Here is a 26,097-nt window from a genome sequence, read left to right as displayed (position 1 = left end):
AAAAAGCCCAGCCAATTCAAATCCTTGGCGAACGAGTGCGAATCCCGCTAGCATCGCCCCGGACGTTTGCGCCAATAATAAGAAGCTCACTTGCGCAGCACCTTGCCATCGAGGCCCGCATGTATATCTATCGCTTGGTCCTGCTTCTGGTCGTGGGGATCTACCTGTTCTCCCCGGCCATCATGGACTGGTGGATCGAACCGACCGGAGCCTGGTATCGCCCTTACCTGCTCTGGCTGATCCTGATCGTCGTCACCTTCATCCTGCAGAGCCAACGAGATGCCGATGAGCTTTAGCCTGACCCAGATGATCCTGATCAGCGCCGCCTACCTGCTGGTGCTGTTCGGCGTGGCCTGGATCAGCGAGCGCGGGCTGATCCCGCGCTCGGTCATCCGCCATCCCCTGACCTACACGTTGTCCTTGGGCGTCTACGCCAGCGCCTGGGCCTTCTACGGCTCGGTAGGTCTGGCCTACCAATACGGCTATGGTTTCCTTGCCTGCTACCTGGGCGTGTCCGGCGCCTTTCTGTTGGCCCCCGTTCTGCTCTATCCGATCCTCAAGATCACCCGCACCTACCAGCTCTCTTCGCTGGCCGACCTGCTGGCCTTTCGCTTTCGCAGCACCTGGGCCGGCGCCCTGACCACGGTGATCATGCTGATCGGCGTGCTGCCGCTGCTGGCCCTGCAAATACAGGCGGTGGCCGACTCCATCAGCATCCTCACCGGCGAGCCGGTCAAGGCACGGGTCGCCTTCGCCTTCTGTGTGCTGATCGTGCTGTTCACCATCTTCTTCGGCTCGCGGCACATCGCCACCCGCGAAAAACACGAAGGCCTGGTGTTCGCCATCGCCTTCGAGTCGGTGATCAAGCTGCTGGCACTGGGCGGCATCGGGCTGTATGCGCTGTACGGCGTGTTCGGAGGTCCGCACGAGTTGGAAGTCTGGCTGCTGCAGAACCAGACCGCACTGGCAGCCTTGCACACCCCGCTGCAGGAAGGCCCATGGCGCACCTTGCTGCTGGTATTCTTCGCCTCGGCCATCGTCATGCCGCACATGTACCACATGGCCTTCACCGAGAACCTCAGTCCCCGCGCCCTGGTCAGTGCCAGTTGGGGCCTGCCGCTGTTCCTGCTGCTGATGAGCCTGGCGGTGCCGCTGGTGCTGTGGGCCGGTCTGCGCCTGGGCGCGAGCACCAATCCAGAGTACTTCACACTGGGCCTGGGCATCGCCGCCAATAACGAAGCGCTGGCCTTGCTGGCCTATGTCGGCGGGCTTTCCGCCGCCAGCGGCCTGATCATCGTCACCACCCTGGCGCTGTCGGGCATGGCGCTCAATCACCTGGTGCTGCCGCTGTACCAGCCACCGGCCGAGGGCAATATCTACCGCTGGCTGAAGTGGACCCGTCGCGCCCTGATCGTGGCGATCATCACCGCGGGCTTCGTCTTCTACCTGACCCAGAATACCCACCAGAGCCTGGCCAATCTTGGCATCGTCGCCTTCGTCGCCACCCTGCAGTTCCTGCCCGGCGTGCTCTCGGTGCTGTACTGGCCGACCGCCAACCGCCGCGGCTTCATCGCGGGCCTGCTGGCTGGCACCCTGGTCTGGCTGGTGACCATGCTGCTGCCACTGCTGGGCAACGTGCAAGGCTTCTACATTCCCCTGCTGGACATGATCTACGTACTGGACGACACCAGTTGGCACATGGCAGCCATCGCTTCGCTGGCCGCCAACGTCCTGCTGTTTACCTTGATATCGCTGTTCACCAATGCCAGCAGCGAGGAAGTCAGCGCCGCCGAGGCCTGTGCCGTCGACAACGTGCGCCGCCCACAGCGTCGCGAACTGCACGCTGCCTCACCCCAGGAGTTCGCCACCCAACTGGCCAAGCCGCTGGGGGCCAAGGCCGCACAGAAAGAGGTCGAGCAGGCCCTGCGCGACCTCTACCTGCCGTTCGACGAGCGCCGTCCCTACGCCCTGCGTCGACTACGTGATCGCATCGAAGCCAACCTTTCGGGACTCATGGGTCCCAGCGTGGCCCAAGACATGGTCGAGACCTTCTTGCCCTACAAGTCCGGGAACGAGAACTACGTCACCGAAGACATCCACTTCATCGAAAGCCGGCTGGAAGACTACCACTCGCGCTTGACCGGCCTTGCCGCCGAGCTCGACGCCCTGCGCCGCTATCACCGCCAGACGCTTCAGGAACTGCCCATGGGCGTCTGCTCGCTGGCCAAGGATCAAGAGATCCTGATGTGGAACAAGGCCATGGAGGAACTGACCGGAATCGCCGCCAAGCATGTGGTGGGGTCGCGCCTGATCACCATCGCCGAACCCTGGCGCGGTTTGCTCGAAGGCTTCATCAACCTGCCTGACGAGCACCTGCACAAACAACGCCTGGCGCTCGACGGCCAGCCGCGCTGGCTGAACCTGCACAAGGCGGCGATCGACGAACCGCTGGCTCCGGGCAACAGCGGCCTGGTGCTGCTGGTCGAAGACCTCACCGAAAACCAGGCGCTGGAGGAGAAGCTGGTGCACTCCGAACGTCTGGCCAGCATCGGTCGCCTGGCGGCGGGCGTGGCTCACGAGATCGGCAACCCGATCACCGGCATCGCCTGCCTGGCGCAGAACCTGCGCGAGGAACGCGAAGACGACGGTGAGATCATCGAGCTGTCCAGCCAGATCCTTGAGCAGACCAAACGCGTGTCACGCATTGTCCAGTCACTGATGAGCTTCGCCCACGCCGGTGGCAGCCATCAGAACAACGAAGAACCGGTGGCCCTGGCCGAGGTGGCGCAGGATGCGATCGGGCTGCTGGCCCTGAACCGGCGCAATTTCGAGGTGCAGTTCTTCAACCTGTGTGACCCCGACCATTGGGCCGAAGGCGATCCGCAGCGCCTGGCCCAGGTACTGATCAACCTGCTGTCCAACGCCCGCGATGCCTCGCCACCGGGCAGTGCGGTGCGTGTGCGTAGCGAAGCGAGCGAACACACCGTCGACCTGATCGTCGAAGACGAAGGCAGCGGCATTCCGAAAAACATCATGGATCGCCTGTTCGAGCCGTTCTTCACCACCAAGGATCCAGGCGAAGGAACCGGACTGGGGCTTGCGCTGGTCTATTCCATCGTGGAAGAGCATTATGGGCAAATCACCATCGACAGCCCGGCCGATCCTGATCGGCAATGTGGCACACGGATCCGCGTGACCCTGCCCCGGCATGTCGTAGCGACGTCCCCTGACATTCGAGACCGTCGAGAGAATTGAATCAATGCCGCACATTCTGATCGTCGAAGACGAAACCATCATTCGCTCGGCCCTGCGCCGACTGCTGGAACGCAACCAGTATCAGGTCAGCGAAGCCGGCTCGGTACAGGAAGCCCAGGAGCGCTTCAGCATTGCCTCCTTCGATTTGATCGTCAGCGACCTGCGCCTGCCCGGCGCTCCCGGGACCGAACTGATCAAGCTCGGAGAAGGCAAGCCGGTGTTGATCATGACCAGCTATGCCAGCCTACGCTCGGCAGTCGATTCGATGAAGATGGGCGCGGTGGACTACATCGCCAAACCGTTCGACCACGATGAAATGCTGCAAGCCGTCGCCCGCATTCTGCGCGACCGCCAAAGTGCTTTCGCCAGCGCCACCACTGCCGCCGAACCAAGCCGCACCAGCAAGGGTGGGGCAGCCGAAAAGCCCATGAATGCCCCGGCCAATGGCGAGATCGGCATCATCGGCGCCTGTGCGCCCATGCAGGACCTGTTCAGTAAAATCCGCAAAGTCGCGCCCACCGACTCCAATGTGCTGATCCAGGGCGAGTCCGGCACCGGCAAGGAGCTGGTGGCGCGCGCGCTGCATAACCTCTCGCGCCGCGCCAAGGCCCCGATGATTTCCGTCAACTGCGCAGCGATCCCGGAGACCCTGATCGAATCCGAGCTGTTCGGCCACGAAAAAGGCGCTTTCACCGGTGCCAGCGCCGGCCGCGCCGGCCTGGTGGAGGCGGCAGACGGTGGCACTCTGTTCCTCGACGAAATCGGCGAGTTGCCGCTAGAGGCCCAGGCTCGCCTGTTGCGTGTGCTTCAGGAAGGCGAGATCCGCCGGGTCGGATCGGTGCAGTCGCAAAAGGTCGATGTGCGCCTGATCGCCGCTACCCACCGTGACCTGAAGAACCTTGCCAAAGCAGGACAGTTCCGCGAAGACCTCTACTACCGCCTGCATGTCATCGCCCTCAAGTTGCCGGCCCTGCGCGAGCGCGGCAGCGATGTCAACCAGATCGCCGATGCTTTCCTCGCTCGCCAGAGCGCACGCATCGGCCGCGACGACCTGCATTTCGCGGCCGATGCCGAGCAGGCCATTCGTCACTACCATTGGCCCGGGAACGTGCGTGAACTGGAAAACGCGGTCGAGCGGGCAGTCATCCTCAGCGAAAGTCCGGAAATATCGGCCGATCTATTGGGCATCGATATCGAATTGGCCGACCTGGACGACGACATGCTCGAAGGTATTCACCCAGCAGGTGGCGTCAGCACCAGCAACGCCAGCCACGAACCTACCGAGGACCTGTCGCTGGAAGACTATTTCCAGCATTTCGTACTCGAGCATCAGGACCACATGACCGAAACCGAACTGGCACGAAAACTTGGCGTCAGCCGCAAATGTTTGTGGGAACGGCGCCAGCGCCTGGGCATCCCGCGACGCAAGAGTAACGTAGCCAGCGAAAACTGATCATTCGCGACGCGGGACACGCCCAACGTGTAGCACCGGACATGTCCCGCCGAGCCCCCGCCCTCACCGTGCCATCCAGTAGCGCCCCTCCGACGTGAAAAATCTGTTACCTCGTCCGCCCCTGGCGTAACAAACCGAGGCATACGGTAACGAAATCTCATCATTTCGCCGACAAGCTTCACGCCTAAAATCGCCCAAACCCCCGATTTCATTGGCCCTCACAAAGTTGGCACGGCACCTGCTATATCTTTCGTACAAGAACAATAACAAGCACGGCAATTCAAAATAAGAACAAGACGAAACGACTCACGCATAACAAGAACAAGACGGCGGAGGCGCAGCTAACTGATTCTTTTGGAGAGGCGTTGTGTTTGGGCTTGCCCCACAACCAGGCTGAGAATAACAACACTGCACTAAAGCAGCGCCTGAACTGGTTGGATCGAATGATCAGCATGACTCAGCGACCAAAGCAATCCGTTTGCTCTTCACCCCGAACATGGGGTCGTCCACAGCGTAAATATCGGTGGACAGGGCACTCAACAAAAACAAGAAGCCCGATAAAAAAACAATAAGAGCACGCAACGACTTGAAGGGGAGCTTAGGCTCCCCTTGTCGTTTCTACCCCCATCAGAATCCCTTCGCGGCACTGCCTACACCATCCCGACAGTAAATGCTAGAATCCCCCGCCATCATGCGGCCATTCTCCTAGTCTTGGCCGAACATTCCTTCATACAGTGCATCCCATGCTGAAGAAGCTGTTCCAGTCGTTCCGTCCTCCCCTCCGTGGTCAGCACAGGCGCACCACGCCTGAGGTGATCAATCAGAGCCAGCACTCGCTCCAGCGCAGCCAGTTCAGCCGCCACGCCGTGAGCATCGTCGAGCGCCTGCAGAGCGCTGGGTACCAGGCCTATCTGGTCGGCGGCTGCGTGCGTGACCTGCTGCTGGGCATCGCTCCCAAAGACTTCGATGTCGCCACCAGCGCCACACCCGAGCAGGTCCGCGCCGAGTTTCGCAATGCGCGGATCATCGGTCGCCGGTTCAAGCTGGTGCATATCCATTTCGGCCGCGAAATCATCGAGGTTGCCACCTTCCGTGCCCACCACAGCGAGGAAGACCAAGGCGACACCCACCGTTCGTCGCACAACTCCAGCGGACGCATTCTGCGCGACAACGTCTACGGCACGCTCGAAGACGATGCCCAGCGCCGCGACTTCACCATCAACGCGCTGTACTACGATCCGGTCAGCGAGCGCATCCTGGACTACGCCAATGGCGTGCACGACATCCGTAACCGTTTGCTGCGTCTGATCGGCGATCCCACCCATCGCTATCAGGAAGATCCCGTCCGTATGCTGCGGGCGGTGCGTTTCGCCGCCAAGCTGGATTTCGGCATCGAAAAACATACCGTTCAGCCCATCCGCGATCTGGCCAAGCTGTTGCGCGAGATCCCGCCAGCACGCCTTTTCGAGGAAGTGTTGAAGCTGTTCCTGTCCGGCCACGGGGCGATTGCCTTCGAGATGCTGGTCGATTTGCAGTTGTTCGAGCCGCTGTTCCCAGCCAGCGCCCAAGCGCTGGACGAACGCCCAAGCTACACCCACACCTTGATCAGCCAGGCGTTGAGCAACACCGACCTGCGCGTCAAGCAAGGCAAGCCGGTCACCCCAGCCTTCCTGTTCGCTGCTCTGCTCTGGCCTGCCCTCCCGGCGCGCTCGCTGTTCCTGCAGAGTCAGGGCGTGCCGCCGATCCCGGCGATGAACGAAGCCGCCCACGACCTGATCGCCGAGCAGTGCCAGCGCATCGCGATTCCCAAGCGCTTCACCCTGCCGATCCGCGAGATCTGGGACATGCAGGAGCGCCTGCCACGGCGCAGTGGTAAACGCGCCGACATGCTGCTGGACAACCCGCGATTCCGGGCCGGTTACGATTTCCTGCTGCTGCGCGAAAGCGCCGGCGAGGAAACCGACGACCTTGGCCAGTGGTGGACCGACTACCAGGATGCCCACGACAGCGAACGCCGCGACATGATTCGCGAACTGGGCAGCCGCGATGACGGCGCCTCGACCACGCGCAAGCGCAAGCGCAGTGGCAGCAAGCGCAAGTCCGGCGGCGAAGGCAGCTTCGACTGAGCATGACCGTTCGCGCCTACATCGGCCTGGGCAGCAACCTGGACGCCCCGGACGAGCAATTGCGCAGTGCGCTCCAGGCTGTGGACCGCATCCCCGCGACACGCCTGGTCGCCGCCTCGGGCCTGTATGGCAGTGAATCCTTGCTGCCCGGCCAGCCCCGCTACACCAATGCCGTCGCGGCACTCGACACCCGCCTGGCGCCGCTAGCGCTGCTCGACGCCTTGCAAGGTATAGAGAACGACCAAGGCCGAGTGCGCAAGGAGCGCTGGGGACCGCGCACGCTCGACCTGGACATACTCCTGTTCGGCGACGACGTCATCGATATCCCCCGGCTAAAAGTGCCTCATTACCATATGCACGCCCGCCCGTTCGTGCTCTACCCGCTGGCCGAACTGGTACCCGCCGACTTCACCCTGGCCGACGGTCGTCGCCTCGCGCAACTGCTTCAGGCCTGCCCCTTCGTGGGGCTGGAGCGCCTGTAATCCGGGCACTTCTGCCATCGGTAACGGCAGTAACACTCCGGGCGTAACAATGCCGTAACAGGGTCATTGACTTCCCCCACCTCGCTCACGACTATAGGCGTCCCGCGGCGCCCGTCAGCCGCTCTCTACCCATTTAGGCCCGGACAGCCCTGTGACCCGAACATCACGCACGATGATGTGCCGCTCCGGAAGATGAATACACGCGTTGTACGCAGTCGTTTTTCACAGCGCCTGAACGAGGATCTCGCTACATGCCTGAAGTCACCCTCACCACCCTGCATGGCCTGAAGGCCAAGGGTGAGAAAATCACCATGCTGACCTGTTACGACGCCACTTTCGCCAAGGCCGCAAGCCAGGCCGGCGTCGAAGTACTGCTGGTCGGCGACTCGCTGGGCATGGTCCTGCAAGGCCATGACAGCACACTGCCAGTCACCACCGCCGAGATGGCCTACCACACCGCCTGTGTCAAACGCGGCAACCAGGGTGCGCTGATCCTCGCTGATCTGCCGTTCATGGCCCACGCCACCCTCGAACAATCGTTCAGCAACTGCGCCACGCTGATGCGTGCGGGGGCGCACATGATCAAGGTCGAGGGCGCCGCCTGGCTGGGCGACACTATCCGCCTGCTGGCCGACCGTGGCGTTCCGGTCTGTGCGCACATGGGCCTGACACCGCAGACAGTCAATGTACTGGGCGGCTACAAGGTCCAAGGCCGCGAAGAGGCCCAGGCGCAGCAGATGCGCGCCGATGCCCTCGCCCTGCAACAGGCAGGCGCGGCCATGCTATTGCTCGAATGCGTACCCAGCGCGCTGGCTACGGACATCGCCCAGGCTGTGAGCATTCCAGTGATCGGCATCGGTGCCGGCAGCGGGACCGATGGCCAGGTGCTGGTCCTGCACGACATGCTCGGCCTGACCCTCAGCGGTCGCGTGCCGAAGTTCGTGAAGAACTTCATGGCGGGTCAGCCCAGCATCGACAGCGCCCTGGCGGCCTACGTCAAGGCGGTCAAGGACATCTCCTTCCCGGCACCTGAACATGGGTTCAGCGCATGAATACCGTCAAGACCGTCCGTGAACTACGCGCTGCGGTAGCGCGCGCGCGCGGCGAAGGCAAGCGTATCGCCTTCGTCCCGACCATGGGCAACCTGCACAGCGGCCATGCCGCTCTGGTCGTCAAGGCGGCCCAGCGCGCCGACTTCGTGGTTGCCAGCATCTTCGTCAACCCGCTGCAGTTCGGCGCCGGCGAGGACCTGGACAAGTACCCGCGCACCCTGGTCGCCGATCAGGCAACGCTGCTGCAGGCAGGCTGCAACCTGCTATTCGCGCCAGCGGTCGAGGAGATGTATCCCGATGGCATGGGCGTGCAGACCCGAGTCAGCGTGCCGCATCTGTCAGAGGGACTGTGCGGCGCCAGCCGCCCGGGCCACTTCGAAGGTGTAGCGACCGTGGTGAGCAAACTGTTCAACATGGTTCAGCCGGATCTAGCCGTGTTCGGTGAGAAGGACTACCAGCAACTGGCAGTCATTCGCGCCATGGTGCGCGACCTGAACATGCCGATCCAGATCATCGGCGAGCCGACCGTGCGTGCCGAGGACGGCTTGGCGCTGTCCTCGCGCAACGGCTACCTGAGTCCGGACCAGCGCGCTACGGCGCCGGTGCTGTATCAGGTCCTGCGGGCGCTGGCCGAAGGACTTGGTCGCGGTCGGCGAGATTTCTCGACGCTGCTCGCCGAAGGTCAGGCGCACCTGATCAATGCGGGACTGCGCCCGGACTATCTGGAAATCCGCCATGCGCTGACGCTCAAGCCAGCCGTGATCGACGACCGAGACCTGGTCATTCTCGCGGCGGCTTATCTAGGCACTACGCGGTTGATCGACAACCTCTACCTGCACCTTGAAGAGCCTGCTGCATAAGACCTTGCAGGCTCTGCGCAGACAAACGCGCAGAGCCTGCTCGCAGCACCTTGCCGCATTTCTCGCAAAAATTTCATTCTCCGCAGCACCGCTCCCATTCCCGCCATCGGACCAATGCCTATAATGGCCTTTTCTTGCAACTGGCAATGACTGCCAGTGTCCAAGCCAGACCATGCCCGAAGGAAACCACCCGCAATGGCGTATTACCGCACTCCCCACGACGTGACGGCCCTGCCCGCCTGGCAAGCGCTCAAACAGCACCGCGACGCCATGCAGGGGTTCAGCATGCGAGAAGCCTTCGCCGCCGACCCCAAGCGCTTCGAGCAGTTCTCGCTCAGCAGCTGCGGCCTGTTCCTGGACTATTCGAAGAACCTGATTACCGAACAGACCCGCGACCTGCTGGTCGACCTGGCGCGGGAAGTGGGCCTTGAAGAGGCAATCAAGGCCATGTTCAGCGGTGAGATCATCAACGGCTCCGAAGGCCGTCCTGTGCTGCACACCGCCCTGCGCCGCCCGGTCGGCGACAAGCTCAATGTCGGCGGCGTCAACGTGATGCCGGAAGTGCACAAGGTGCTCAACCAGATCACCGAACTGGTAGGACGCATCCATGACGGGCTGTGGCGCGGCTACAGCGAGAAGCCGATCACCGACGTGGTGAACATCGGTATCGGCGGCTCCTTCCTGGGCCCGGAGTTGGTCTCCGAGGCGCTGCTGCCATACGCCCAGCGCGGCGTGCGCTGCCATTACCTGGCCAATATCGACGGCAGCGAATTCCATGAGCTGTCAGCCAAGCTGCGCGCCGAGACCACCTTGTTCATCGTTTCGTCGAAATCGTTCAACACCCTCGAAACGCTGAAGAATGCCCAGGCTGCTCGCACCTGGTACCTGGCCCAGGGCGGCTCGGAAGCCGAGCTCTACCGTCACTTCATTGCTGTCTCCAGCAACAAGACTGCGGCCGTGGCGTTTGGTATCCGTGAAGAGAACATCTTCCCGATGTGGGACTGGGTCGGCGGGCGCTATTCGCTGTGGTCGGCCATCGGTTTGCCGATTGCCCTGGCCATCGGCACCGCCAACTTCAAGGAACTGCTGTCCGGGGCCTATACCATGGACCAGCATTTCCAGACTGCGCCGTTCGAGAAGAACATGCCAGTGCTGCTCGCCCTGCTGGGCGTGTGGTACGGCAATTTCTGGAACGCCAGTAGCCACGCCATCCTGCCCTACGATCACTACCTGCGTAACATCACCAAGCACCTGCAACAGCTGGACATGGAGTCCAACGGCAAAAGCGTGCTGACCGATGGCTCGCCGGTGAAGACCGAGACCGGCCCGGTGATCTGGGGCGGCGTGGGCTGCAATGGTCAGCACGCCTATCACCAGTTGCTCCACCAAGGCACCCAGATGATCCCGGCCGACTTCATCGTGCCGGTGGTCAGCTTCAACCCAGTGGCCGACCACCACCAGTGGCTCTACGCCAACTGCCTGTCGCAAAGCCAGGCCCTGATGCTCGGCAAAACGCGCGAGGAAGCAGAAACCGAGTTGCGCGCCAAGGGGCTCAACGAGGCGGACGTGGAAACGCTTGCGCCGCACAAGATCATCCCGGGCAACCGTCCGAGCAATACGTTGGTGGTCGAGCGCATCAGCCCGCGGCGCCTGGGCGCGCTGGTGGCGATGTACGAACACAAGGTCTTCGTGCAGAGCGTGATCTGGGGCATCAACGCCTTCGACCAGTGGGGCGTCGAACTGGGCAAGGAGCTAGGCAAAGGCGTGTACCAGCGTCTGGTGGGCAGCCTTGAGGAAAGCGCAGAGGACGGCTCGACCCAAGGTCTGATCAACTACTTCCGCGGACGTCACCGCGGTTGATCCACACGCCCGTGGAAGCACTGCGTCGCCGTATCGAAACTCAGCTGATGAGCATGACCGGGCTTGCGCTCGGTCAACTCGACCTGGAGTCGCCCAAGGGCGATCCGGGCCTGTTTGGTCCACACAGCGTGAGCTGGCGGGTCCATGGCGACTTTCCCAGCATGCTGATCGGCGGCATCAGTGCGCTGATGCTGCAACTGCTCCACCCCCTGGCGCTGGCCGGGGTGTGGGACCATTCCAACTTTCGTGAAGATTTGCTCGGACGCCTGCGTCGGACCAGCCAATTCATCTCCGGCACGACCTTCGGCTCGACCCAGGATGCGCAGTGGCTGATCGAAAAGGTCCGCAAGATTCACCATCAGGTCGTCGGCATCGCGCCCGATGGACGCCCCTACGCAGCCAGCGACCCAAACCTGCTCACCTGGGTGCACGTCGCCGAGGTGAGCAGCTTCCTCGCCGCACATCTGCGCTACCGCAACCCGCAGATGTCCGCTGGCGACCAGGACGCCTACTACGCGGAAATCGCCCTCGTCGCCGAGCGACTAGGTGCGCGCGATGTGCCGCGCTCCTGCAGGCAAGTGCAACACTATCTGCAAGGCATGCGCCCGCAATTGTGCTGTGATGACCGTAGCCTGGAAGTCGTGCAAATCCTGCTCGCTGCGCCGGCGCCCAGCCGAGTGGCGCAGCCCGTTGGCACCCTCATGCTGCAGGCGGGCATCGACCTGCTGCCCTTATGGGCCAACGATCTCCTCGGGCAACGTCAGAGTTCGCTCAAGCGCCAGTTAGTACGTCTCGGGGTGAAGCAGATCGCGCCGATACTGCGCTGGGCGATGCGCAATGGCTCGGCTCAGCGTGCCCGCAGGCGAATGGACCTGATCTAGGGTTTGTCCGATGTTTCGGAACCGATCAGCCGTGCCATACTCCAAGGCACCTCCGTTCGCGACAGACGACGCCGCACATGCCCAAAGGATTGATCCGCGCCATCGGCGCCCTGCTAGCCATCGTGGCCCTCTACAGCCTCATGGGTTTCTTCATCCTCCCCGGCGTCGCTCTGCGCATCGCCAACCAGCAGTTGGCCCACTACGCCACCGTGCCGGCACACCTGCAGCGCATCGAGTTCAATCCTTTCACCCTCGAATTGACCCTGTGGGGCCTGCAGGTGGGCGAGCCAGGGAAGGAGCAGGTCGGGTTCGAGCGCCTCTATGCCAATCTTTCACTCGACAGTCTGTGGACCGGAGCCCTGCATCTGGACGCCATCGAGCTGGACAAGCCGCGCACCGAATTGCTGTTCGCCAAGGATGGCAGCCTCAACCTCTCACACCTGTTCAAGCTGCCGCCAAGCGAGCCCAAGGCGGACGAAACGCCAAGCGACCCCTTCCCACTGCGCATCGCCCGCATCAAGCTCAACGAAGGCTACCTGCACTTCCAGGATCTGCGCCCGAGCGAGCCCATCGAGTTTCTCTACGACTCGATGAACCTGGAGCTTAAGAACCTCAGCACCCTGCCCGACGACAGCGCGGATATGACACTGGTAGCCAACGGCCCCAATGGCGGTCGGATCGACTGGAGTGGCAACCTCAGCCTGTCCCCGATCGCCTCCGAAGGCACCCTGAAAATCACCGACGGCAAAATGAAGCTGTTCTGGCCTTATGTGCGCGACGCCGTGCCGCTGGTGCTCGAGGACGGCAAGCTCAGCCTCGACACGCATTACAAGCTCAACCTGTCCAAACAGACCGAACTGTTGCTGGACAACGCCTCGCTGCGCATCGCACCGTTCGCCATAAAGGCGCCGGATGGCCGTAAGCTGGCCCGTCTGGCGAAGCTGGAAATCAGCGACACTTCGGTCGATCTCGCCAAGCAACGGGTCAGCGTTGGCAAGGTCCGCAGCGAAAAGCTCGAAACCTGGGCGGCGCTTGAGCGCGATGGTCAGCTCGACTGGCAGAAGCTATTCGCCAGCCAGCCGGCCAAGGTCACACCCAAGCAAAAGGCCGAGCCAGCTACCGCCGAGCCCGTTGCCCCCGAACAGGCCGCAGCGGCGCCAAGCAAGCCCTGGCAGGTACTGCTCAAGGACGTGCAGGCACGCGATTACTTGATCCATCTGGCAGATCGCAGCCAACAGGCCCCCGTAGAGCTCGATGTCGGCCCGCTGAATCTCGACCTCAAAGGCTTCGACAGCCTGAACCAGTCGCCTTTCACCTTGAAACTGGACACCGGTGTCGGCCGTCAGGGCAAGCTGCAGGCCGCGGGTCAAGTCAACCTCGCGCCAGTCACGGCCAAGCTGAATGTCAGTACCCGCGACATCGACCTGCGCGTGGCCCAGGCCTATATCAGTCCCTTCATTCGCCTGGAACTGCGCAGCGGCATGCTCGCCAGCGATCTCGACGTCGACCTCAAGGGTACCCAGCCACTGGCCTTCAGCGTCACAGGCAAGGCGCAGGTCAATCAGTTGCACACCCTCGACACCATCAAGGGCCGAGACTTCGTCAAGTGGCAGCAGGTCAACGTCGATGGCTTGTCCTACGTGCATGGCAATGCATTGTCGATCGACAAAGTCACCCTGCAGCAACCCTACGCGCGCTTCATCATCAACGAAGACCGCACCACCAGCATCGACGACCTGCTGATCCCGCAAACCAGCGCAAGCTCGTCGAGCGGCGAGCGCAAACCGGCTACCGCCAGCGCTGATAAACCGCTGGGCATCCGCATTGGCCAGATCGACATCAACGACGGTTCGGCCAACTTCGCCGACCTGACCTTGACACCCAATTTCGCCACGGCCGTTCAGCAGCTCAACGGCCAGATTGGCACCATCGACAATCGCCAGTCGCAGCCAGCCAAAGTCGACGTCCAAGGCAAGGTCGACCGCTATGCGCCAGTCACCATCAAAGGCGCGTTGAATCCGTTCGATCCGATGGCCAGTCTGGACATCGCCACGCGCTTCCGGCGCGTCGAGCTCACCACGCTGACGCCGTATTCGGGCAAATTCGCCGGCTACCGTATCCGCAAAGGGCGCCTGGACCTCGACCTGCACTACGTGATCACCAAGGGCCAACTGAAGGCCGAGAACAAGGTGGTTGTCGAACAGTTGCAACTGGGCGAGCGCGTCGACAGCCCTGATGCCGTGGACCTGCCGATTCGCCTGGCGGTGGCATTGCTCAAGGACACCCAGGGCCGCATCTCGATCGAGCTGCCCGTCTCCGGCGACCTGAACAACCCACAGTTCAGTGTCATGCCGATCGTCTGGCAAACGATGCGCAATCTGGTGCTTCGCGCAGCGCAGGCGCCGTTCAAGTTCATCGGTGGACTGATCGCTGGCGGCGGCTCGCAAGACTTGGGCACGGTAGCCTTCGCGCCTGGCTCCAGTGATCTGAGCACTGCTGCCAAGGGCGATCTGGACAAGCTGGCCGCTGCATTGAAGCAGAGGCCCGAGCTACGCCTGGAAATCGAGGGTACCAGCGCGCAGACCAGCGATGGCCCGTTGATCGCCCAGCAACGCCTGGAGCGCGAATACCAGAGTACCTGGTACAAGATCCTCCAGCGCCGCGGCGACAAGGTTCCAGCCAACGCCTCGATGCTGGTGGTCGACGACAGCGACAAACCGGCAATGCTCGAGGGCATCTATCGCACTCGCCTCAAACAGCAACCGCCTGCCGAGTGGGAGAAGCTGAGTCGCGACGAGCGCACGACCAAGCTGCGCGAGGCGGTTATCAGGTCTTGGGCAGAAAGCGCCGCACTGCTGCGCAGCCTGGCCCAGGAACGCGCTAGCAGCATCAAAGACTACTTGGTGGATCACGGTAAGCTTGAAGATGATCGGGTGTATTTCATCGATACCACACTCGGCAAAGCCGAAGCTGACGGACGTGTGATCACACCGATGCATCTGGATGCGGAGTGAATCCCGAACAGAGTCCCAAGCTTTGTGCTCACTCAGCAAAAAGCCCCGGCCAATGGCCGGGGCTTTCGTTCTACTGGCCCGTTCCATCGGGCCTAGCACAGAGACTTACTGAGTCTTCAGCGCTTCAGCGGTAACGCTCTTAACGCCTTTGATTTTCTTGGCGATCATCACAGCGGTATCTTTCTGAGCCGAAGTCAGGGTCACGCCATCCTTCGAGGACAGAGCGACTACACCGTGAGTGGTTTCAACTTTGATATCGGAGCCTGGAATGCCTTTCTCGGTCAGCAGATCAGCCTTCACCTTGGTGGTGATCCAGGTGTCGGAGGTTTCTTGCTTGGCATCAGCTACCGGCTGATTGGAAGCCAGCATTACTGGAGCCTGAGTAGCTTCTGCGGCGAATACACCGTTAGCCATGGACAGAGTCAGAGCAGTAGCAGTAGCGGCAGCAATGGCAAACTTCTTCATGTGGTTCACTCCTGTTTATCGAAAGATCTGCGCCGTGATTCCTGGCAGCAGGTGCAAAGGTAGTTGCAGGGGCTGTGCCACATTCCAAAAACCCATTAAAACCTTACAGATCAATAGCTTACAAACAATCAAACCTTGCCTGACTCGTGCAATTTGCAAGTACCGCAAAAAAACTGCATGCAAGATGCAAGTACTGCCGTGCTTTATACAGGCGTAAAAAAAGGACCTCCGTAGAGGTCCTCTTTCAGTCAGTGCCAATCAGGCTCAGACACCCGATGCCTTGGCGGCAGCGACGTCCTTGATCGACAGCTTGATCCGGCCACGGTTGTCCACGTCCAGTACCAGCACCTCGACTTCCTGACCTTCCTTGAGCACGTCGGTGACCTTCTCCACACGCGCATCGCTAAGCATGGAGATGTGCACCAGACCGTCTTTGCCCGGCAGGATGTTGACGAAGGCGCCGAAGTCGACGATACGCTCGACCTTGCCAACGTAGATCTTGCCGATCTCGGCCTCGGCAGTAATGCCCAGAACACGTTGCTTGGCCGCTTCGGCCGCTTCCTTGGTCTCGCCGAAGATCTTGATCGAACCGTCGTCTTCGATGTCGATCGACGCTTTGGTCTCTTCGCAGATGGCGCGAATGGTGGCGCCGCCCTTGCCGATGACATCACGGATCTTGTCGGTGTCGATCTTCATCGCAATCATGGTCGGCGCGTTGGCCGACAGCTCGGTACGCGATTGAGCGATGATCTGGTTCATCTGGCCGAGGATGTTCAGGCGCGCTTCCAGGGCCTGGCCCAGGGCGATCTCCATGATCTCTTCGGTGATCCCGTTGATCTTGATGTCCATCTGCAACGCGGTGACACCTTTGGCGGTACCCGCGACCTTGAAGTCCATATCGCCCAGGTGGTCTTCATCGCCGAGGATGTCGGTCAGGACCGCGAACTTGTCGCCTTCCTTGACCAGGCCCATGGCGATACCGGCCACTGGCGCTTTCATCGGTACACCGGCGTCCATCAGTGCCAGCGATGCACCGCACACCGACGCCATGGAGCTGGAGCCGTTGGATTCGGTGATTTCCGACACCACGCGGATGGTGTACGGGAACTCGCTGTCGCTCGGCAGCATGGCCTGCACGCCACGACGGGCCAGACGGCCGTGGCCGATTTCACGACGACCAGCGCCGCCCATGCGACCGCACTCGCCGACCGAGAACGGCGGGAAGTTGTAGTGCAGCATGAAGGCGTCTTTCTTCTCGCCTTCGAGGGTATCGAGCAGCTGTGCGTCGCGCGCAGTACCCAGGGTCGCAACGACCAGTGCCTGGGTTTCACCACGAGTGAACAGCGCCGAACCGTGAGTCTTGGGCAGCACACCGACTTCGATATTCAGCGGACGCACAGTGCGGGTGTCACGACCGTCGATGCGCGGCTTGCCGTTGACGATGTTCTCGCGGACGGTGCGGTATTCCAGCTCGCCGAAGATTTCCTTGATCGCACCGGCAGTCGGGCCGGTTTCGTCGTTGGACAGACGGACAATGGCCTCATCACGCAGTTGGCCCAGGCGGTTGTAGCGATCGGCTTTCTGAGTGATGGTGTAGGCCTGCGAAATGGCCTCGCCGAACTCGCCACGCACGCGGTCGAGCAACTCGGTGTTGGCAACGACCGGCTGCCAGTCCCACGTCGGCTTGCCCGCTTCGGCGGCCAGTTCCTTGACCGCTTTGATCACGGTCTGGAACTCGTCGTGGGCGAACAGCACAGCGCCCAACATCTGGTCTTCGGTCAGTTCTTTGGCTTCGGACTCAACCATCAGCACCGCAGTTTCTGTACCGGCCACGACCATGTCCAGGCTCGAAGCCTGCAATTGCTCGTAGGTCGGGTTCAGCAGGTAACCGGTGCTCTCGTGGAAGGCTACGCGCGCAGCGCCGATCGGACCTTCGAACGGAATGCCGGAGATGGCCAGGGCAGCCGAGGTACCGATCATCGCCGCAACGTCCGGATCGGTCTTCTTGCTGGTGGAAACCACGGTGCAGACTACCTGCACTTCGTTCATGAACCCTTCGGGGAACAGTGGACGGATCGGACGGTCGATCAGACGCGAGGTCAGGGTTTCCTTCTCGGAAGGACGGCCTTCGCGCTTGAAGAAACCGCCTGGGATCTTACCGGCAGCGTAGGTCTTTTCCTGATAATGCACGGACAGCGGGAAGAAGCCCTTGCCTGGATCGGCCTGCTTGGCACCGACCACGGTCACCAGCACGGTGACATCGTTGTCGACGGTGACCAGCACGGCGCCGGTGGCCTGACGGGCGATGCGGCCCGTTTCGAGAGTGACGGTCGACTGACCGAACTGGAACGTCTTGATTACCGGGTTCACGGTTTCCTACCTTTTCAGTGGCTCTTGGGGGAACTTGGAAAACGGGGTCTTGCGAATGCTTGGGCGGCGGGGAGTGTCGTCTCCTTCGACCGTCCAGATACAACACGAGGCTGGGAGCCTGAGCGTCGGGCGGATAAATCCGCACGACGGCATCAGGCTGCCAACCTCGAAGATACGCCTGGCGTGTCCAGGGTTCGCGCTGCCAGGCAACGCTTCCCAAACTTGCGACACGCCACGCACACCACTGGCCGGGCCGCTATTAGCGACGCAGGCCCAGGCGACCGATCAGGGCGCTGTAACGGGTGGTGTCTTTGCCCTTCAGGTAATCCAGCAGCTTGCGACGCTGGTTGACCATACGGATCAGACCACGACGGGAGTGGTGGTCTTTTTCGTTGGCCTTGAAGTGGCCTTGCAGCTTGTTGATGTTGGCGGTCAGCAGAGCAACCTGCACTTCCGGGCTACCGGTATCGCCGGCGGCTTGCTGGTAATCGGCAACGATCTGAGCTTTTTCTTCGACGCTGAGGGCCATGTGGCTTCTCCTGATAAACGGATCCCGCAAGCGGGGTCCAATAGGCCAGGGCGTTAAATCCCTGTATGGATAAAAGAAGGTGTGACCGTGCCTACTGACAGCCACCCTCGTTTCCGCCCGACCTGACCGAAGTCCGTCCTGGCGGTATCGGTCATTCCGACCGAATCAGTCGACGCGGCGCAATGCGCCCGTCTTCGCTCACTTCACCGATACCGATGAAGCGACCATTGTGATCTTGTACGCGCACCATGCCGAACTGCGGCGCATCCGGTGCACGTACTGCCTGGCCGTGCAGCCAATAGAACGCGCTGTGCTCGGACAACAGCACCAGCGGCCAGTCCTGCAACCCGCTGTCCGAGGGCAGAAGGAAGCGATCGAGCGCTTCGTTGCCACCTTCGGCATGGGCCTGCTCGAGTTCTTCGAGCGTCACGGTCTGTGCCAGCATGAACGGCCCGGCTTGGGTTCGCCGCAGTTCTGCGACATACGCCCCACAGCCCAACACCTCACCCATATCCTCCACCAGCGTGCGGATATAAGTGCCTTTGCTGCAACCGACCGACAAGCGCGCCCGCGTGCCTTCACACTCGAGCAGTTCCAAGCGGCCAATAGTAACAGAACGCGCCTCGCGCTCCACTACCTCTCCGGCGCGGGCAAGCTTGTACAACGGCTGACCGTCACGCTTGAGCGCCGAATACATCGGCGGAATCTGGCGGATCTCGCCGCGAAATCGCGGTATCACAGCCTCGATGTCCGTGCGACCAACGGTCACCTCGCGTGTCTGCAGGACCTCGCCCTCAGCGTCTGCGGTGCTGGTAGTCTGCCCCATCTGCATGACCGTCTCGTAACCCTTGTCGGAGTCGAGCAGGTACTGGGAAAACTTCGTTGCCTCGCCGAAGCACAGCGGCAGCACGCCGGTGGCCAGCGGATCGAGGCTACCGGTATGGCCGGCCTTTTCTGCGTTGAGCAACCAGCGCACTTTCTGCAGGGCCGCATTGGAGGTAAAGCCAAGTGGCTTGTCGAGCAGGATGATGCCGCTGACGTTGCGGCGGATGCGTTTGACCTGGGCCACCACTTACTCCTTGGTGTCCGGCTCGTCGACATCCTGGTGCAGACGGTCTTCGGCCACCGCACGCTCGATGAGTGCAGAAAGGTGAACACCTCGGCTGACACTTTCGTCGAAATGGAAATGCAGTTGCGGCACGCTGCGCAGTTGCATGGCTCGCCCCAGATGCAGCCGCAGGAAGCGGGCGGCACTGTTCAGGGCCTTGAGCGTCTGAGCCACGGCATCGCTGCCATCCTGGCCCATGACGGTGATGTAGACCTTGGCGTGACCGAGGTCACGGCTGACGTCGACGGCGGTGATGGTCACCAGGCCGACACGCGGATCCTTGACTTCACGGCGGATCAGATCGGCCAGCTCGCGCTGCATCTGATCACCGATACGTTGGGTACGGCTGTATTCTTTTGCCATTCTTGCTACCTGTATCTTGAAGCGGCAAACGCCCGGTCAGACGGTATGCCTGACCGGGCGCTGCCTGCAGAGGCCGGCCCTGCCGCAGAGCGGCGGGGCTTGGGCCAGACCCGCACCTTAAAGGGTGCGAGCAACCTGGACTTTCTCGAAGACTTCGATCTTGTCGCCGACCTTGACGTCGTTGTAGCTCTTCACGCCGATACCGCACTCCATGCCATTACGCACTTCGGAGGCATCGTCCTTGAAGCGACGCAGGGACTCCAGTTCGCCTTCGAAGATCACCACGTCCTCGCGCAGAACGCGGATCGGGCGATTGCGGTACACGGTACCTTCGATGACCATACAGCCAGCGATGGCGCCGAACTTCGGCGAACGGAACACGTCACGGACCTCGGCAACGCCCAGGATGTTCTCGCGAACATCGCTGCCCAGCATGCCGGTCAAGGCTTTCTTGACGTCTTCGATGATGTCGTAGATCACGTTGTAGTAACGCATATCCAGACCTTCCTGCTCGACGATCTTGCGAGCGCCAGCATCGGCACGCACGTTGAAGCCGAACAGTACTGCATTCGAAGCCAGCGCCAGGTTGGCATCGCTCTCGGTGATACCACCGACGCCGCCACCGATGACACGAACCTGAACCTCGTCGTTGCCCAGTCCGCCCAGCGAGCCCTGGAGGGCTTCCAGCGAGCCGCGTACGTCGGTCTTGAGCACGATGTTGAGGGTCTTCTTCTCTTCCTGACCCATGGTCTCGAAGATATTTTCCAGCTTGCCGGCGTGAGCACGGGCCAGCTTGACCTCACGGTACTTGCCTTGACGGAACAGAGCGACTTCGCGCGCCTTCTTCTCGTCAGCCACTACCGACAGCTCGTCACCGGCTTCCGGCGTACCGTCCAGACCGAGAATTTCGACCGGGATCGATGGGCCGGCTTGCTTCACAGGCTTGCCGTTCTCGTCGAGCATGGCACGCACGCGGCCATAGTTGGAACCGACCAGGACCATGTCGCCCTGACGCAGCGTACCGTCCTGAACCAGGATGGTGGCCACCGGACCGCGACCCTTGTCCAGACGCGACTCGACGACGACGCCACGACCAGGTGCGGTCGGGGTGGCAGTCAGCTCGAGAATCTCGGCCTGCAGCAGGACGGCTTCGAGCAGCTCGTCGACACCGGTACCCATCTTCGCCGAAACCTTGACGAATGGCGTGTCACCACCCCAGTCCTCGGAGGTCACACCTTCGACGGCCAGCTCGTTACGAATGCGGTCGAGGTCGGCACCCGGCTTGTCGATCTTGTTCACCGCGACAACCAGCGGAACACCGGCGGCCTTGGCGTGCTGAACGGCTTCGCGGGTCTGCGGCATCACGCCGTCGTCCGCTGCCACCACCAGGATGACGATGTCGGTAGCCTTGGCACCGCGGGCACGCATCTGGGTGAACGCAGCGTGACCTGGGGTATCGAGGAAGGTGACCATACCGCGGTCGGTTTCCACGTGGTAGGCACCGATGTGCTGGGTGATACCACCCGCCTCGCCCGCCGCGACCTTGGCGCGACGAATGTAGTCGAGCAGCGAAGTCTTACCGTGGTCGACGTGACCCATGACGGTCACGACCGGCGCACGGGACTCGACTTCACCTTCGAACTTCAGCGATTCGGCCAGGGAGTCTTCCAGGGCAGTGTCGCTGACCAGCGTGACCTTGTGGCCCAGCTCTTCGGCGACCAGCTGCGCGGTTTCACGGTCGAGCACCTGGTTGATGGTGACCGGAGTGCCCAGCTTGAACATGAACTTGACCACTTCAGCGGCCTTCACCGACATCTGCTGTGCCAACTCGGAGACGGTGATGGTCTCGCCGATGCTGACGTCGCGGATGACCGGACCGGTCGGGCTCTGGAAGCCATGCTGGTTGCGCTTCTTCAGCTTGCCCTTGCCGCCACGGCCACGGCGTGCTCCATCGCTCTCTTCGTCCGTGGTGCGCGGGGCAGCACGTGGAGTCGGGGCTTTTTCCTTCTCCTTGACCTTGACCTTGATGGACACGCGAGGGGCCTCGCCACGACGCTCACCCGCACCGCTACGACGATCGTCGTCACGGCCACGGCTTTCGTTGCGGCGGTTTTCGTCTTTCTTGCGCTCGGCGGCGCGGGCAGCCGCGTCATCGGCCACCGGGGCGTCCGCGACCACTGGCTGAGCAGCGGCAGGTGCCGGCTCGGTGCGCGCAGCAGGTGCAGCAGCCGGTGCCTCGGAGGTCTGGCGACGCGCCTGTTCCTCGTTACGCTGACGCGTCTCGGCCTCGACCTTCTCGCGTGCAGCATTCTCGGCGGCGCGGCGCTCATCGGCCTCGCGCTTCTGCTCGGCCTGGATTTCTTCCGGGCTGCGCTGCACGAATACTTTCTTCTTGCGTACTTCTACGCTAATGCTCTTACTACCGGCGACACGCAGGGTGCTGGTGGTTTTGCGCTGCAAGGTAATCTTGCGCGGCTCTTCCGCCTTGCTCTTGTGGCTGCTTTTCAAATGAGTCAGCAGGGTCTGCTTCTCATTGTCGGTCACTACCTGACCGGCGTCGGTGTGCGGCAGACCTGCCTCACGCATCTGCTGCAGCAGGCGCTCTACCGGTGCCTCGACCTCTTGGGCCAGTTCTTTCACCGTGACTTGCGTCATGCACTTCTCTCCTCAGGCCGCGCCTAATTACTCGAACCAGTGGGCTCGGGCGGCCATGATCAACTTGCCGGCACGCTCTTCGTCGATGCCGTCGATGTCGAGCAGGTCGTCGATCGACTGCTCGGCCAGGTCTTCGCGGTTAACCACGCCGCGCACCGCCAGTTCCGCCGCCAGATCCTTGTCCATACCCTCGAGGGAGAGCAGGTCTTCGGCCGGATGGGCGTCTGCCAGTTTTTCTTCGGTAGCGATGGCCTTGGTCAACAAACGGTCCTTGGCACGAGCACGCAGCTCGTTGACGATATCCTCGTCGAAGCCATCGATGTTGAGCATTTCTTCCAACGGTACGTAAGCAATTTCTTCGAGGCTGGTAAAGCCTTCGTCGACCAGCACCTGTGCCAGCTCTTCGTCGACCTCCAGTTCCTCGATGAAGTTACGCAGGATGTCACCCGTTTCAGCTTGCTGCTTGGCCTGGATGTCCTTCTCGGTCATTACGTTCAGGGTCCAGGCCGTCAACTGACTGGCGAGGCGAACGTTCTGACCGCCACGACCGATGGCCTGGGCCAGGTTGTCCTCGGCGACGGCGATGTCCATGGCATGGGCATCTTCATCGACGATGATCGCAGCGACCTCGGCTGGCGACATGGCGTTGATGACGAATTGCGCCGGGTTCTCGTCCCACAGGACGATGTCCACGCGCTCGCCACCCAATTCACCGGAAACAGCCTGCACACGCGAACCGCGCATACCGATGCAGGCACCTTGCGGATCGATGCGCTTGTCCTTGGAGCGCACGGCAATCTTGGCACGCGAACCCGGATCACGGGACGCCGCCATCACCTCGATCAACCCCTCGGCAATTTCCGGCACCTCGATGCGGAACAATTCGATCAGCATCTGCGGCGCAGTACGCGACAGGATCAACTGCGGACCGCGGTTTTCGGTACGAATTTCCTTGAGCAGCGCACGCAAGCGCACGCCGACACGGAAGGTTTCCCGCGCGATGATGTCTTCACGCGCCAGCAGCGCCTCGGCATTGTTGCCCAGATCGACGATGACGTTGTCGCGGGTGACTTTCTTGACGGTGCCGGAAATGATCTCACCGACTCGCTCACGATAAGCGTCTACCACCTGAGCACGCTCGGCCTCGCGGACCTTCTGCACGATCACCTGCTTGGCGGTCTGGGCGGCGATGCGACCGAACTCGATCGACTCGATCTTTTCCTCGATCACGTCGCCGATCTTGGCTTCGGGATGCGTGTCCTTGATCTTGTCCAGCCAAGTCTCGATCGCCGGATCGTCTAGATCGTTCTCGTCGACCACGGTCCAACGGCGGAAGGTCTCGTAACTACCGGTGTGGCGGTTGATTTCCACACGCAGATCGACTTCGTCTTCAAAACGTTTCTTGGTTGCAGTGGCCAGAGCCACTTCCAGCGCTTCGAAAATGACGCCGGGCGGTACACCCTTTTCGTTGGATACCGATTCAACAACCAGCAGTACTTCTTTGCTCATCGTACGCCTCGCCTTGCGCAAGCCATTAGGCCCGGAATGTCCACCGGCCCCGGCACGTCTCAGTCAAAACTGGGAATAATATTGGCCTTGTCGATCGAGTCGATCGGCAGCAGGAATTCATTGGTATCCACCTGGACCACCACGTCCTGATCCTCGACACCGCGGAGAAGGCCCTGGAAGTTGCGACGCCCTTCGAAAGGCGTGCGCAGCTTGATCTTCACTTGTTCGCCGGCATGCAAAGCAAACTGTTCCAATGTGAACAGCGGGCGATCCATGCCTGGAGAGGAAACCTCAAGGGTGTATTCACTGCTGATCGGGTCTTCCACGTCGAGGATGGCACTGGCCTGACGGCTGACCGCTTCGCAGTCGTCCACCAGAATTCCGCCGTCCTTATCGATATAGATGCGCAGTACCGAATGCTTGCCTTGGGAAACGTATTCGATCCCCCAGCACTGATAGCCCAGACCCTCGACAACCGGGGCCAACAAGGCCTGCAACTGTTCTAGCTTGCTCGACACCTGAACCCCCTCGTGCATGCTGTGCAAATAAAAAATGGGCAAAGCGCCCATCCCTGAAAGCGCCGTTGAACAACGACGCGAAGAACTGTTCAGCTAGCAAAAAGCCCCTGAAAAGGGGCTCCGCTGAAACTGGTTGCGGGGGCTGGATTTGAACCAACGACCTTCGGGTTATGAGCCCGACGAGCTACCAAGCTGCTCCACCCCGCGACAAAGCTGGGGCGGAAGTATAAGACCGAACCCTATGCTGGGTCAATCCGACCTCCACCTGCAAGAAAGCCCGCTCAAAGCGGGCTCTCATGCTTCAATTGGTACCGAGAAGGGGACTCGAACCCCTACACCCTATGGGCACAACCACCTCAAGGTTGCGTGTCTACCAATTCCACCACCTCGGCAATATTACAACTTGAAACCCGTTACTTCTGCTCTTCTGCTGGAGGAGGGACGTCACCTTTTGGGGCGGCTTCACTCTTCTGCTGCTGGAGCACCGGTACATCATCATTTACTGCCGGCTTTTGCTCTTTGACTTCCAGCACCGCTGGATCTGGCAAACCGGCTTGAGTCAGCTGGTGTGCCTGCTGCTTGGCGAAGTATCCTAACCCAAGTGCAGTCAAAAAGAAAGTGGCGGCAAGTATAGCAGTAAACTTACTCAGGAAGGTAGCAGAACCTTGGCTTCCGAACACAGTATTTGAAGCGCCTGCGCCGAAAGATGCACCTGCTTCCGCACCTTTACCCTGTTGCATCAGTACCAGCGCCACCAGCGCCAGCGCAGCCAACAGATGAAAAACAACTACGACTGTTTCCAGCATATGTTCAGTTTCCTGCGGCGCGACAAATTGCACCGAATTCGTCTGCGTTCAGGGATGCTCCACCAATGAGCCCCCCATCAATATCCGGCATGCCGAACAGTTCGGCCGCATTGGCCGCCTTCACGCTACCGCCGTAGAGAAGCTGCATATTCGCTGCAACTTCGGCATCCAGCGACGCCAACTGAGCACGGATGGCGGCGTGCACATCCTGAGCCTGCTGCGGCGAAGCCGTCAAACCCGTGCCGATGGCCCATACAGGCTCATAGGCGATGACCGCATTGGTAAATACCGCGACACCCAAGGCATCGATGATACTACCTAGTTGCCGCCCTACAACTTCCAGTGTCTTGCCAGCCTCGCGCTCCGCGAGAGTTTCCCCTACACAAAGCACCGGTTTTAATCCACCTGCTTGAGCGGCTGCAAACTTGTGAATCAGGACTTCGTTCGTTTCGCCAATGATCTGACGACGCTCAGAGTGCCCAATCAACACCAACTTGCAACCCACTTCAGCCAACTGACTCGGCGCAACTTCACCGGTCAACGCACCCTGTTCGGGCTGTACTGCAGAATTCTGTGCTCCGACGATGATTTCCGTCTCGCTCAATTCATCGATGACCTGCCCGATGAACAACGCCGGTGGAAACACCGCCACTTCGATACCGCTCGGAAGAACCAGATTCTTCAGGTTCAGGCTCAGCTCAGCGACGCTGGCGCGGGTACCGTGCATCTTCCAGTTACCAGCTACCATGGGGCGACGCATGCTCTACCTCGTCGGTCAAAGTGGGCGCAGA

The 26,097-nt window shown here is 61.3% G+C and carries 20 protein-coding genes and 2 tRNA genes; 10 read left to right on the top strand and 12 right to left on the bottom strand.

The window, feature by feature from the left end; genetic code table 11:
- The first annotated feature begins 119 nt into the window (after positions 1 to 119).
- The 10 genes from Q6A47_RS18655 (at position 120) to Q6A47_RS18610 (ending at position 14,983) form a co-directional block, all read left to right on the top strand.
- Positions 120 to 296, top strand: coding sequence for a hypothetical protein (locus Q6A47_RS18655; protein ID WP_003250005.1), 177 nt, complete (start codon positions 120 to 122; stop codon positions 294 to 296).
- Positions 280 to 3,255, top strand: a complete 2,976-nt coding sequence (locus Q6A47_RS18650) for a sensor histidine kinase (RefSeq protein ID WP_162889489.1) — start codon at positions 280 to 282, stop codon at positions 3,253 to 3,255. Before Q6A47_RS18655 ends, Q6A47_RS18650 begins: the two co-directional genes overlap by 17 nt.
- 4 nt (positions 3,256 to 3,259) lie before the next feature.
- Positions 3,260 to 4,708, top strand: a complete 1,449-nt coding sequence (locus tag Q6A47_RS18645) for a sigma-54-dependent transcriptional regulator (protein ID WP_304485047.1) — start codon at positions 3,260 to 3,262, stop codon at positions 4,706 to 4,708.
- Between the two features lie 743 nt (positions 4,709 to 5,451).
- Positions 5,452 to 6,834 (top strand): polynucleotide adenylyltransferase PcnB, encoded by a 1,383-nt coding sequence (locus Q6A47_RS18640; protein WP_039575148.1) that lies wholly within the window; start codon positions 5,452 to 5,454, stop codon positions 6,832 to 6,834.
- Positions 6,835 to 6,836: 2 nt separating this feature from the next.
- Entirely contained in the window at positions 6,837 to 7,316 is a 480-nt protein-coding gene (folK, locus tag Q6A47_RS18635; protein WP_029613937.1) for a 2-amino-4-hydroxy-6-hydroxymethyldihydropteridine diphosphokinase, read from the top strand.
- A gap of 251 nt (positions 7,317 to 7,567) precedes the next feature.
- On the top strand, positions 7,568 to 8,368 hold the full coding sequence (panB, locus tag Q6A47_RS18630) for a 3-methyl-2-oxobutanoate hydroxymethyltransferase (RefSeq protein WP_304485046.1): 801 nt from the start codon (positions 7,568 to 7,570) through the stop codon (positions 8,366 to 8,368).
- Positions 8,365 to 9,228: a pantoate--beta-alanine ligase gene (panC, locus tag Q6A47_RS18625; RefSeq protein WP_039575144.1), complete on the top strand. Its 864-nt coding sequence runs from the start codon at positions 8,365 to 8,367 to the stop codon at positions 9,226 to 9,228. Before panB ends, panC begins: the two co-directional genes overlap by 4 nt.
- Before the next feature lie 195 nt (positions 9,229 to 9,423).
- Complete coding sequence (pgi, locus tag Q6A47_RS18620; protein ID WP_304485045.1) at positions 9,424 to 11,088, top strand: glucose-6-phosphate isomerase; 1,665 nt, start codon at positions 9,424 to 9,426, stop codon at positions 11,086 to 11,088.
- An 11-nt stretch (positions 11,089 to 11,099) separates the two neighbouring features.
- Positions 11,100 to 11,969, top strand: a complete 870-nt coding sequence (locus tag Q6A47_RS18615) for an oxygenase MpaB family protein (protein ID WP_304485044.1) — start codon at positions 11,100 to 11,102, stop codon at positions 11,967 to 11,969.
- Between the two features lie 77 nt (positions 11,970 to 12,046).
- Entirely contained in the window at positions 12,047 to 14,983 is a 2,937-nt protein-coding gene (locus tag Q6A47_RS18610) for a DUF748 domain-containing protein (RefSeq protein WP_304485043.1), read from the top strand.
- Between the two features lie 105 nt (positions 14,984 to 15,088).
- Here the strand turns inward: Q6A47_RS18610 and Q6A47_RS18605 are convergent, their stop codons facing one another.
- From Q6A47_RS18605 to tpiA, 12 genes are all read right to left on the bottom strand, one after another.
- Positions 15,089 to 15,448 carry a BON domain-containing protein gene (locus Q6A47_RS18605; RefSeq protein WP_029613932.1) on the bottom strand — a complete coding sequence of 120 codons (360 nt, stop codon included), beginning with the start codon at positions 15,446 to 15,448 and terminating at the stop codon, positions 15,089 to 15,091.
- Between the two features lie 264 nt (positions 15,449 to 15,712).
- Positions 15,713 to 17,818 carry a polyribonucleotide nucleotidyltransferase gene (pnp, locus tag Q6A47_RS18600; protein ID WP_029613931.1) on the bottom strand — a complete coding sequence of 702 codons (2,106 nt, stop codon included), beginning with the start codon at positions 17,816 to 17,818 and terminating at the stop codon, positions 15,713 to 15,715.
- Positions 17,819 to 18,077: 259 nt separating this feature from the next.
- Positions 18,078 to 18,347, bottom strand: coding sequence for a 30S ribosomal protein S15 (rpsO, locus tag Q6A47_RS18595; protein WP_029613930.1), 270 nt, complete (start codon positions 18,345 to 18,347; stop codon positions 18,078 to 18,080).
- Between the two features lie 151 nt (positions 18,348 to 18,498).
- Positions 18,499 to 19,416 (bottom strand): tRNA pseudouridine(55) synthase TruB, encoded by a 918-nt coding sequence (truB, locus tag Q6A47_RS18590; protein WP_304485042.1) that lies wholly within the window; start codon positions 19,414 to 19,416, stop codon positions 18,499 to 18,501.
- A 3-nt stretch (positions 19,417 to 19,419) separates the two neighbouring features.
- Positions 19,420 to 19,818 (bottom strand): 30S ribosome-binding factor RbfA, encoded by a 399-nt coding sequence (gene rbfA, locus Q6A47_RS18585; RefSeq protein WP_304485041.1) that lies wholly within the window; start codon positions 19,816 to 19,818, stop codon positions 19,420 to 19,422.
- Between the two features lie 117 nt (positions 19,819 to 19,935).
- The gene (gene infB, locus Q6A47_RS18580) at positions 19,936 to 22,473 is read right to left on the bottom strand and encodes a translation initiation factor IF-2 (protein ID WP_039575131.1); all 2,538 of its coding nucleotides are present in this window, start codon (positions 22,471 to 22,473) and stop codon (positions 19,936 to 19,938) included.
- Between the two features lie 27 nt (positions 22,474 to 22,500).
- Complete coding sequence (nusA, locus tag Q6A47_RS18575) at positions 22,501 to 23,982, bottom strand: transcription termination factor NusA (RefSeq protein ID WP_029613928.1); 1,482 nt, start codon at positions 23,980 to 23,982, stop codon at positions 22,501 to 22,503.
- A 59-nt stretch (positions 23,983 to 24,041) separates the two neighbouring features.
- Positions 24,042 to 24,500: a ribosome maturation factor RimP gene (gene rimP, locus Q6A47_RS18570; RefSeq protein WP_029613927.1), complete on the bottom strand. Its 459-nt coding sequence runs from the start codon at positions 24,498 to 24,500 to the stop codon at positions 24,042 to 24,044.
- Positions 24,501 to 24,630: 130 nt separating this feature from the next.
- Positions 24,631 to 24,707 (bottom strand) — tRNA-Met (locus Q6A47_RS18565).
- Between the two features lie 99 nt (positions 24,708 to 24,806).
- Positions 24,807 to 24,892 (bottom strand) — tRNA-Leu (locus tag Q6A47_RS18560).
- 21 nt (positions 24,893 to 24,913) lie between these two features.
- Positions 24,914 to 25,306, bottom strand: a complete 393-nt coding sequence (secG, locus tag Q6A47_RS18555; RefSeq protein ID WP_029613926.1) for a preprotein translocase subunit SecG — start codon at positions 25,304 to 25,306, stop codon at positions 24,914 to 24,916.
- Positions 25,307 to 25,310: 4 nt separating this feature from the next.
- On the bottom strand, positions 25,311 to 26,066 hold the full coding sequence (tpiA, locus tag Q6A47_RS18550; protein WP_304485040.1) for a triose-phosphate isomerase: 756 nt from the start codon (positions 26,064 to 26,066) through the stop codon (positions 25,311 to 25,313).
- Positions 26,067 to 26,097 lie beyond the last annotated feature (31 nt).

This window comes from Pseudomonas boreofloridensis, from assembly GCF_030580795.1.
In the GTDB taxonomy this organism is placed as follows: Bacteria; Pseudomonadota; Gammaproteobacteria; order Pseudomonadales; family Pseudomonadaceae; genus Aquipseudomonas; species Aquipseudomonas boreofloridensis.
The sequence above is the reverse complement of the archived record's forward strand: the minus strand, read 5'-3'. Positions and strand labels throughout refer to the sequence as shown.

What these genes read in the sequence shown, in the direction of transcription:
- Q6A47_RS18655 (WP_003250005.1), top strand. Translation starts at nt 120, where the DNA reads ATGTATATCTATCGCTTGGTCCTGCTTCTGGTCGTGGGGATCTACCTG.
- Q6A47_RS18650 (WP_162889489.1), top strand. Translation starts at nt 280, where the DNA reads ATGCCGATGAGCTTTAGCCTGACCCAGATGATCCTGATCAGCGCCGCC.
- Q6A47_RS18645 (WP_304485047.1), top strand. Translation starts at nt 3,260, where the DNA reads ATGCCGCACATTCTGATCGTCGAAGACGAAACCATCATTCGCTCGGCC.
- Q6A47_RS18640 (WP_039575148.1), top strand. Translation starts at nt 5,452, where the DNA reads ATGCTGAAGAAGCTGTTCCAGTCGTTCCGTCCTCCCCTCCGTGGTCAG.
- folK (WP_029613937.1), top strand. Translation starts at nt 6,837, where the DNA reads ATGACCGTTCGCGCCTACATCGGCCTGGGCAGCAACCTGGACGCCCCG.
- panB (WP_304485046.1), top strand. Translation starts at nt 7,568, where the DNA reads ATGCCTGAAGTCACCCTCACCACCCTGCATGGCCTGAAGGCCAAGGGT.
- panC (WP_039575144.1), top strand. Translation starts at nt 8,365, where the DNA reads ATGAATACCGTCAAGACCGTCCGTGAACTACGCGCTGCGGTAGCGCGC.
- pgi (WP_304485045.1), top strand. Translation starts at nt 9,424, where the DNA reads ATGGCGTATTACCGCACTCCCCACGACGTGACGGCCCTGCCCGCCTGG.
- Q6A47_RS18610 (WP_304485043.1), top strand. Translation starts at nt 12,047, where the DNA reads ATGCCCAAAGGATTGATCCGCGCCATCGGCGCCCTGCTAGCCATCGTG.
- Q6A47_RS18605 (WP_029613932.1), bottom strand. Translation starts at nt 15,448, where the DNA reads ATGAAGAAGTTTGCCATTGCTGCCGCTACTGCTACTGCTCTGACTCTG.
- rpsO (WP_029613930.1), bottom strand. Translation starts at nt 18,347, where the DNA reads ATGGCCCTCAGCGTCGAAGAAAAAGCTCAGATCGTTGCCGATTACCAG.
- rbfA (WP_304485041.1), bottom strand. Translation starts at nt 19,818, where the DNA reads ATGGCAAAAGAATACAGCCGTACCCAACGTATCGGTGATCAGATGCAG.
- infB (WP_039575131.1), bottom strand. Translation starts at nt 22,473, where the DNA reads ATGACGCAAGTCACGGTGAAAGAACTGGCCCAAGAGGTCGAGGCACCG.
- nusA (WP_029613928.1), bottom strand. Translation starts at nt 23,982, where the DNA reads ATGAGCAAAGAAGTACTGCTGGTTGTTGAATCGGTATCCAACGAAAAG.
- secG (WP_029613926.1), bottom strand. Translation starts at nt 25,306, where the DNA reads ATGCTGGAAACAGTCGTAGTTGTTTTTCATCTGTTGGCTGCGCTGGCG.
- tpiA (WP_304485040.1), bottom strand. Translation starts at nt 26,066, where the DNA reads ATGCGTCGCCCCATGGTAGCTGGTAACTGGAAGATGCACGGTACCCGC.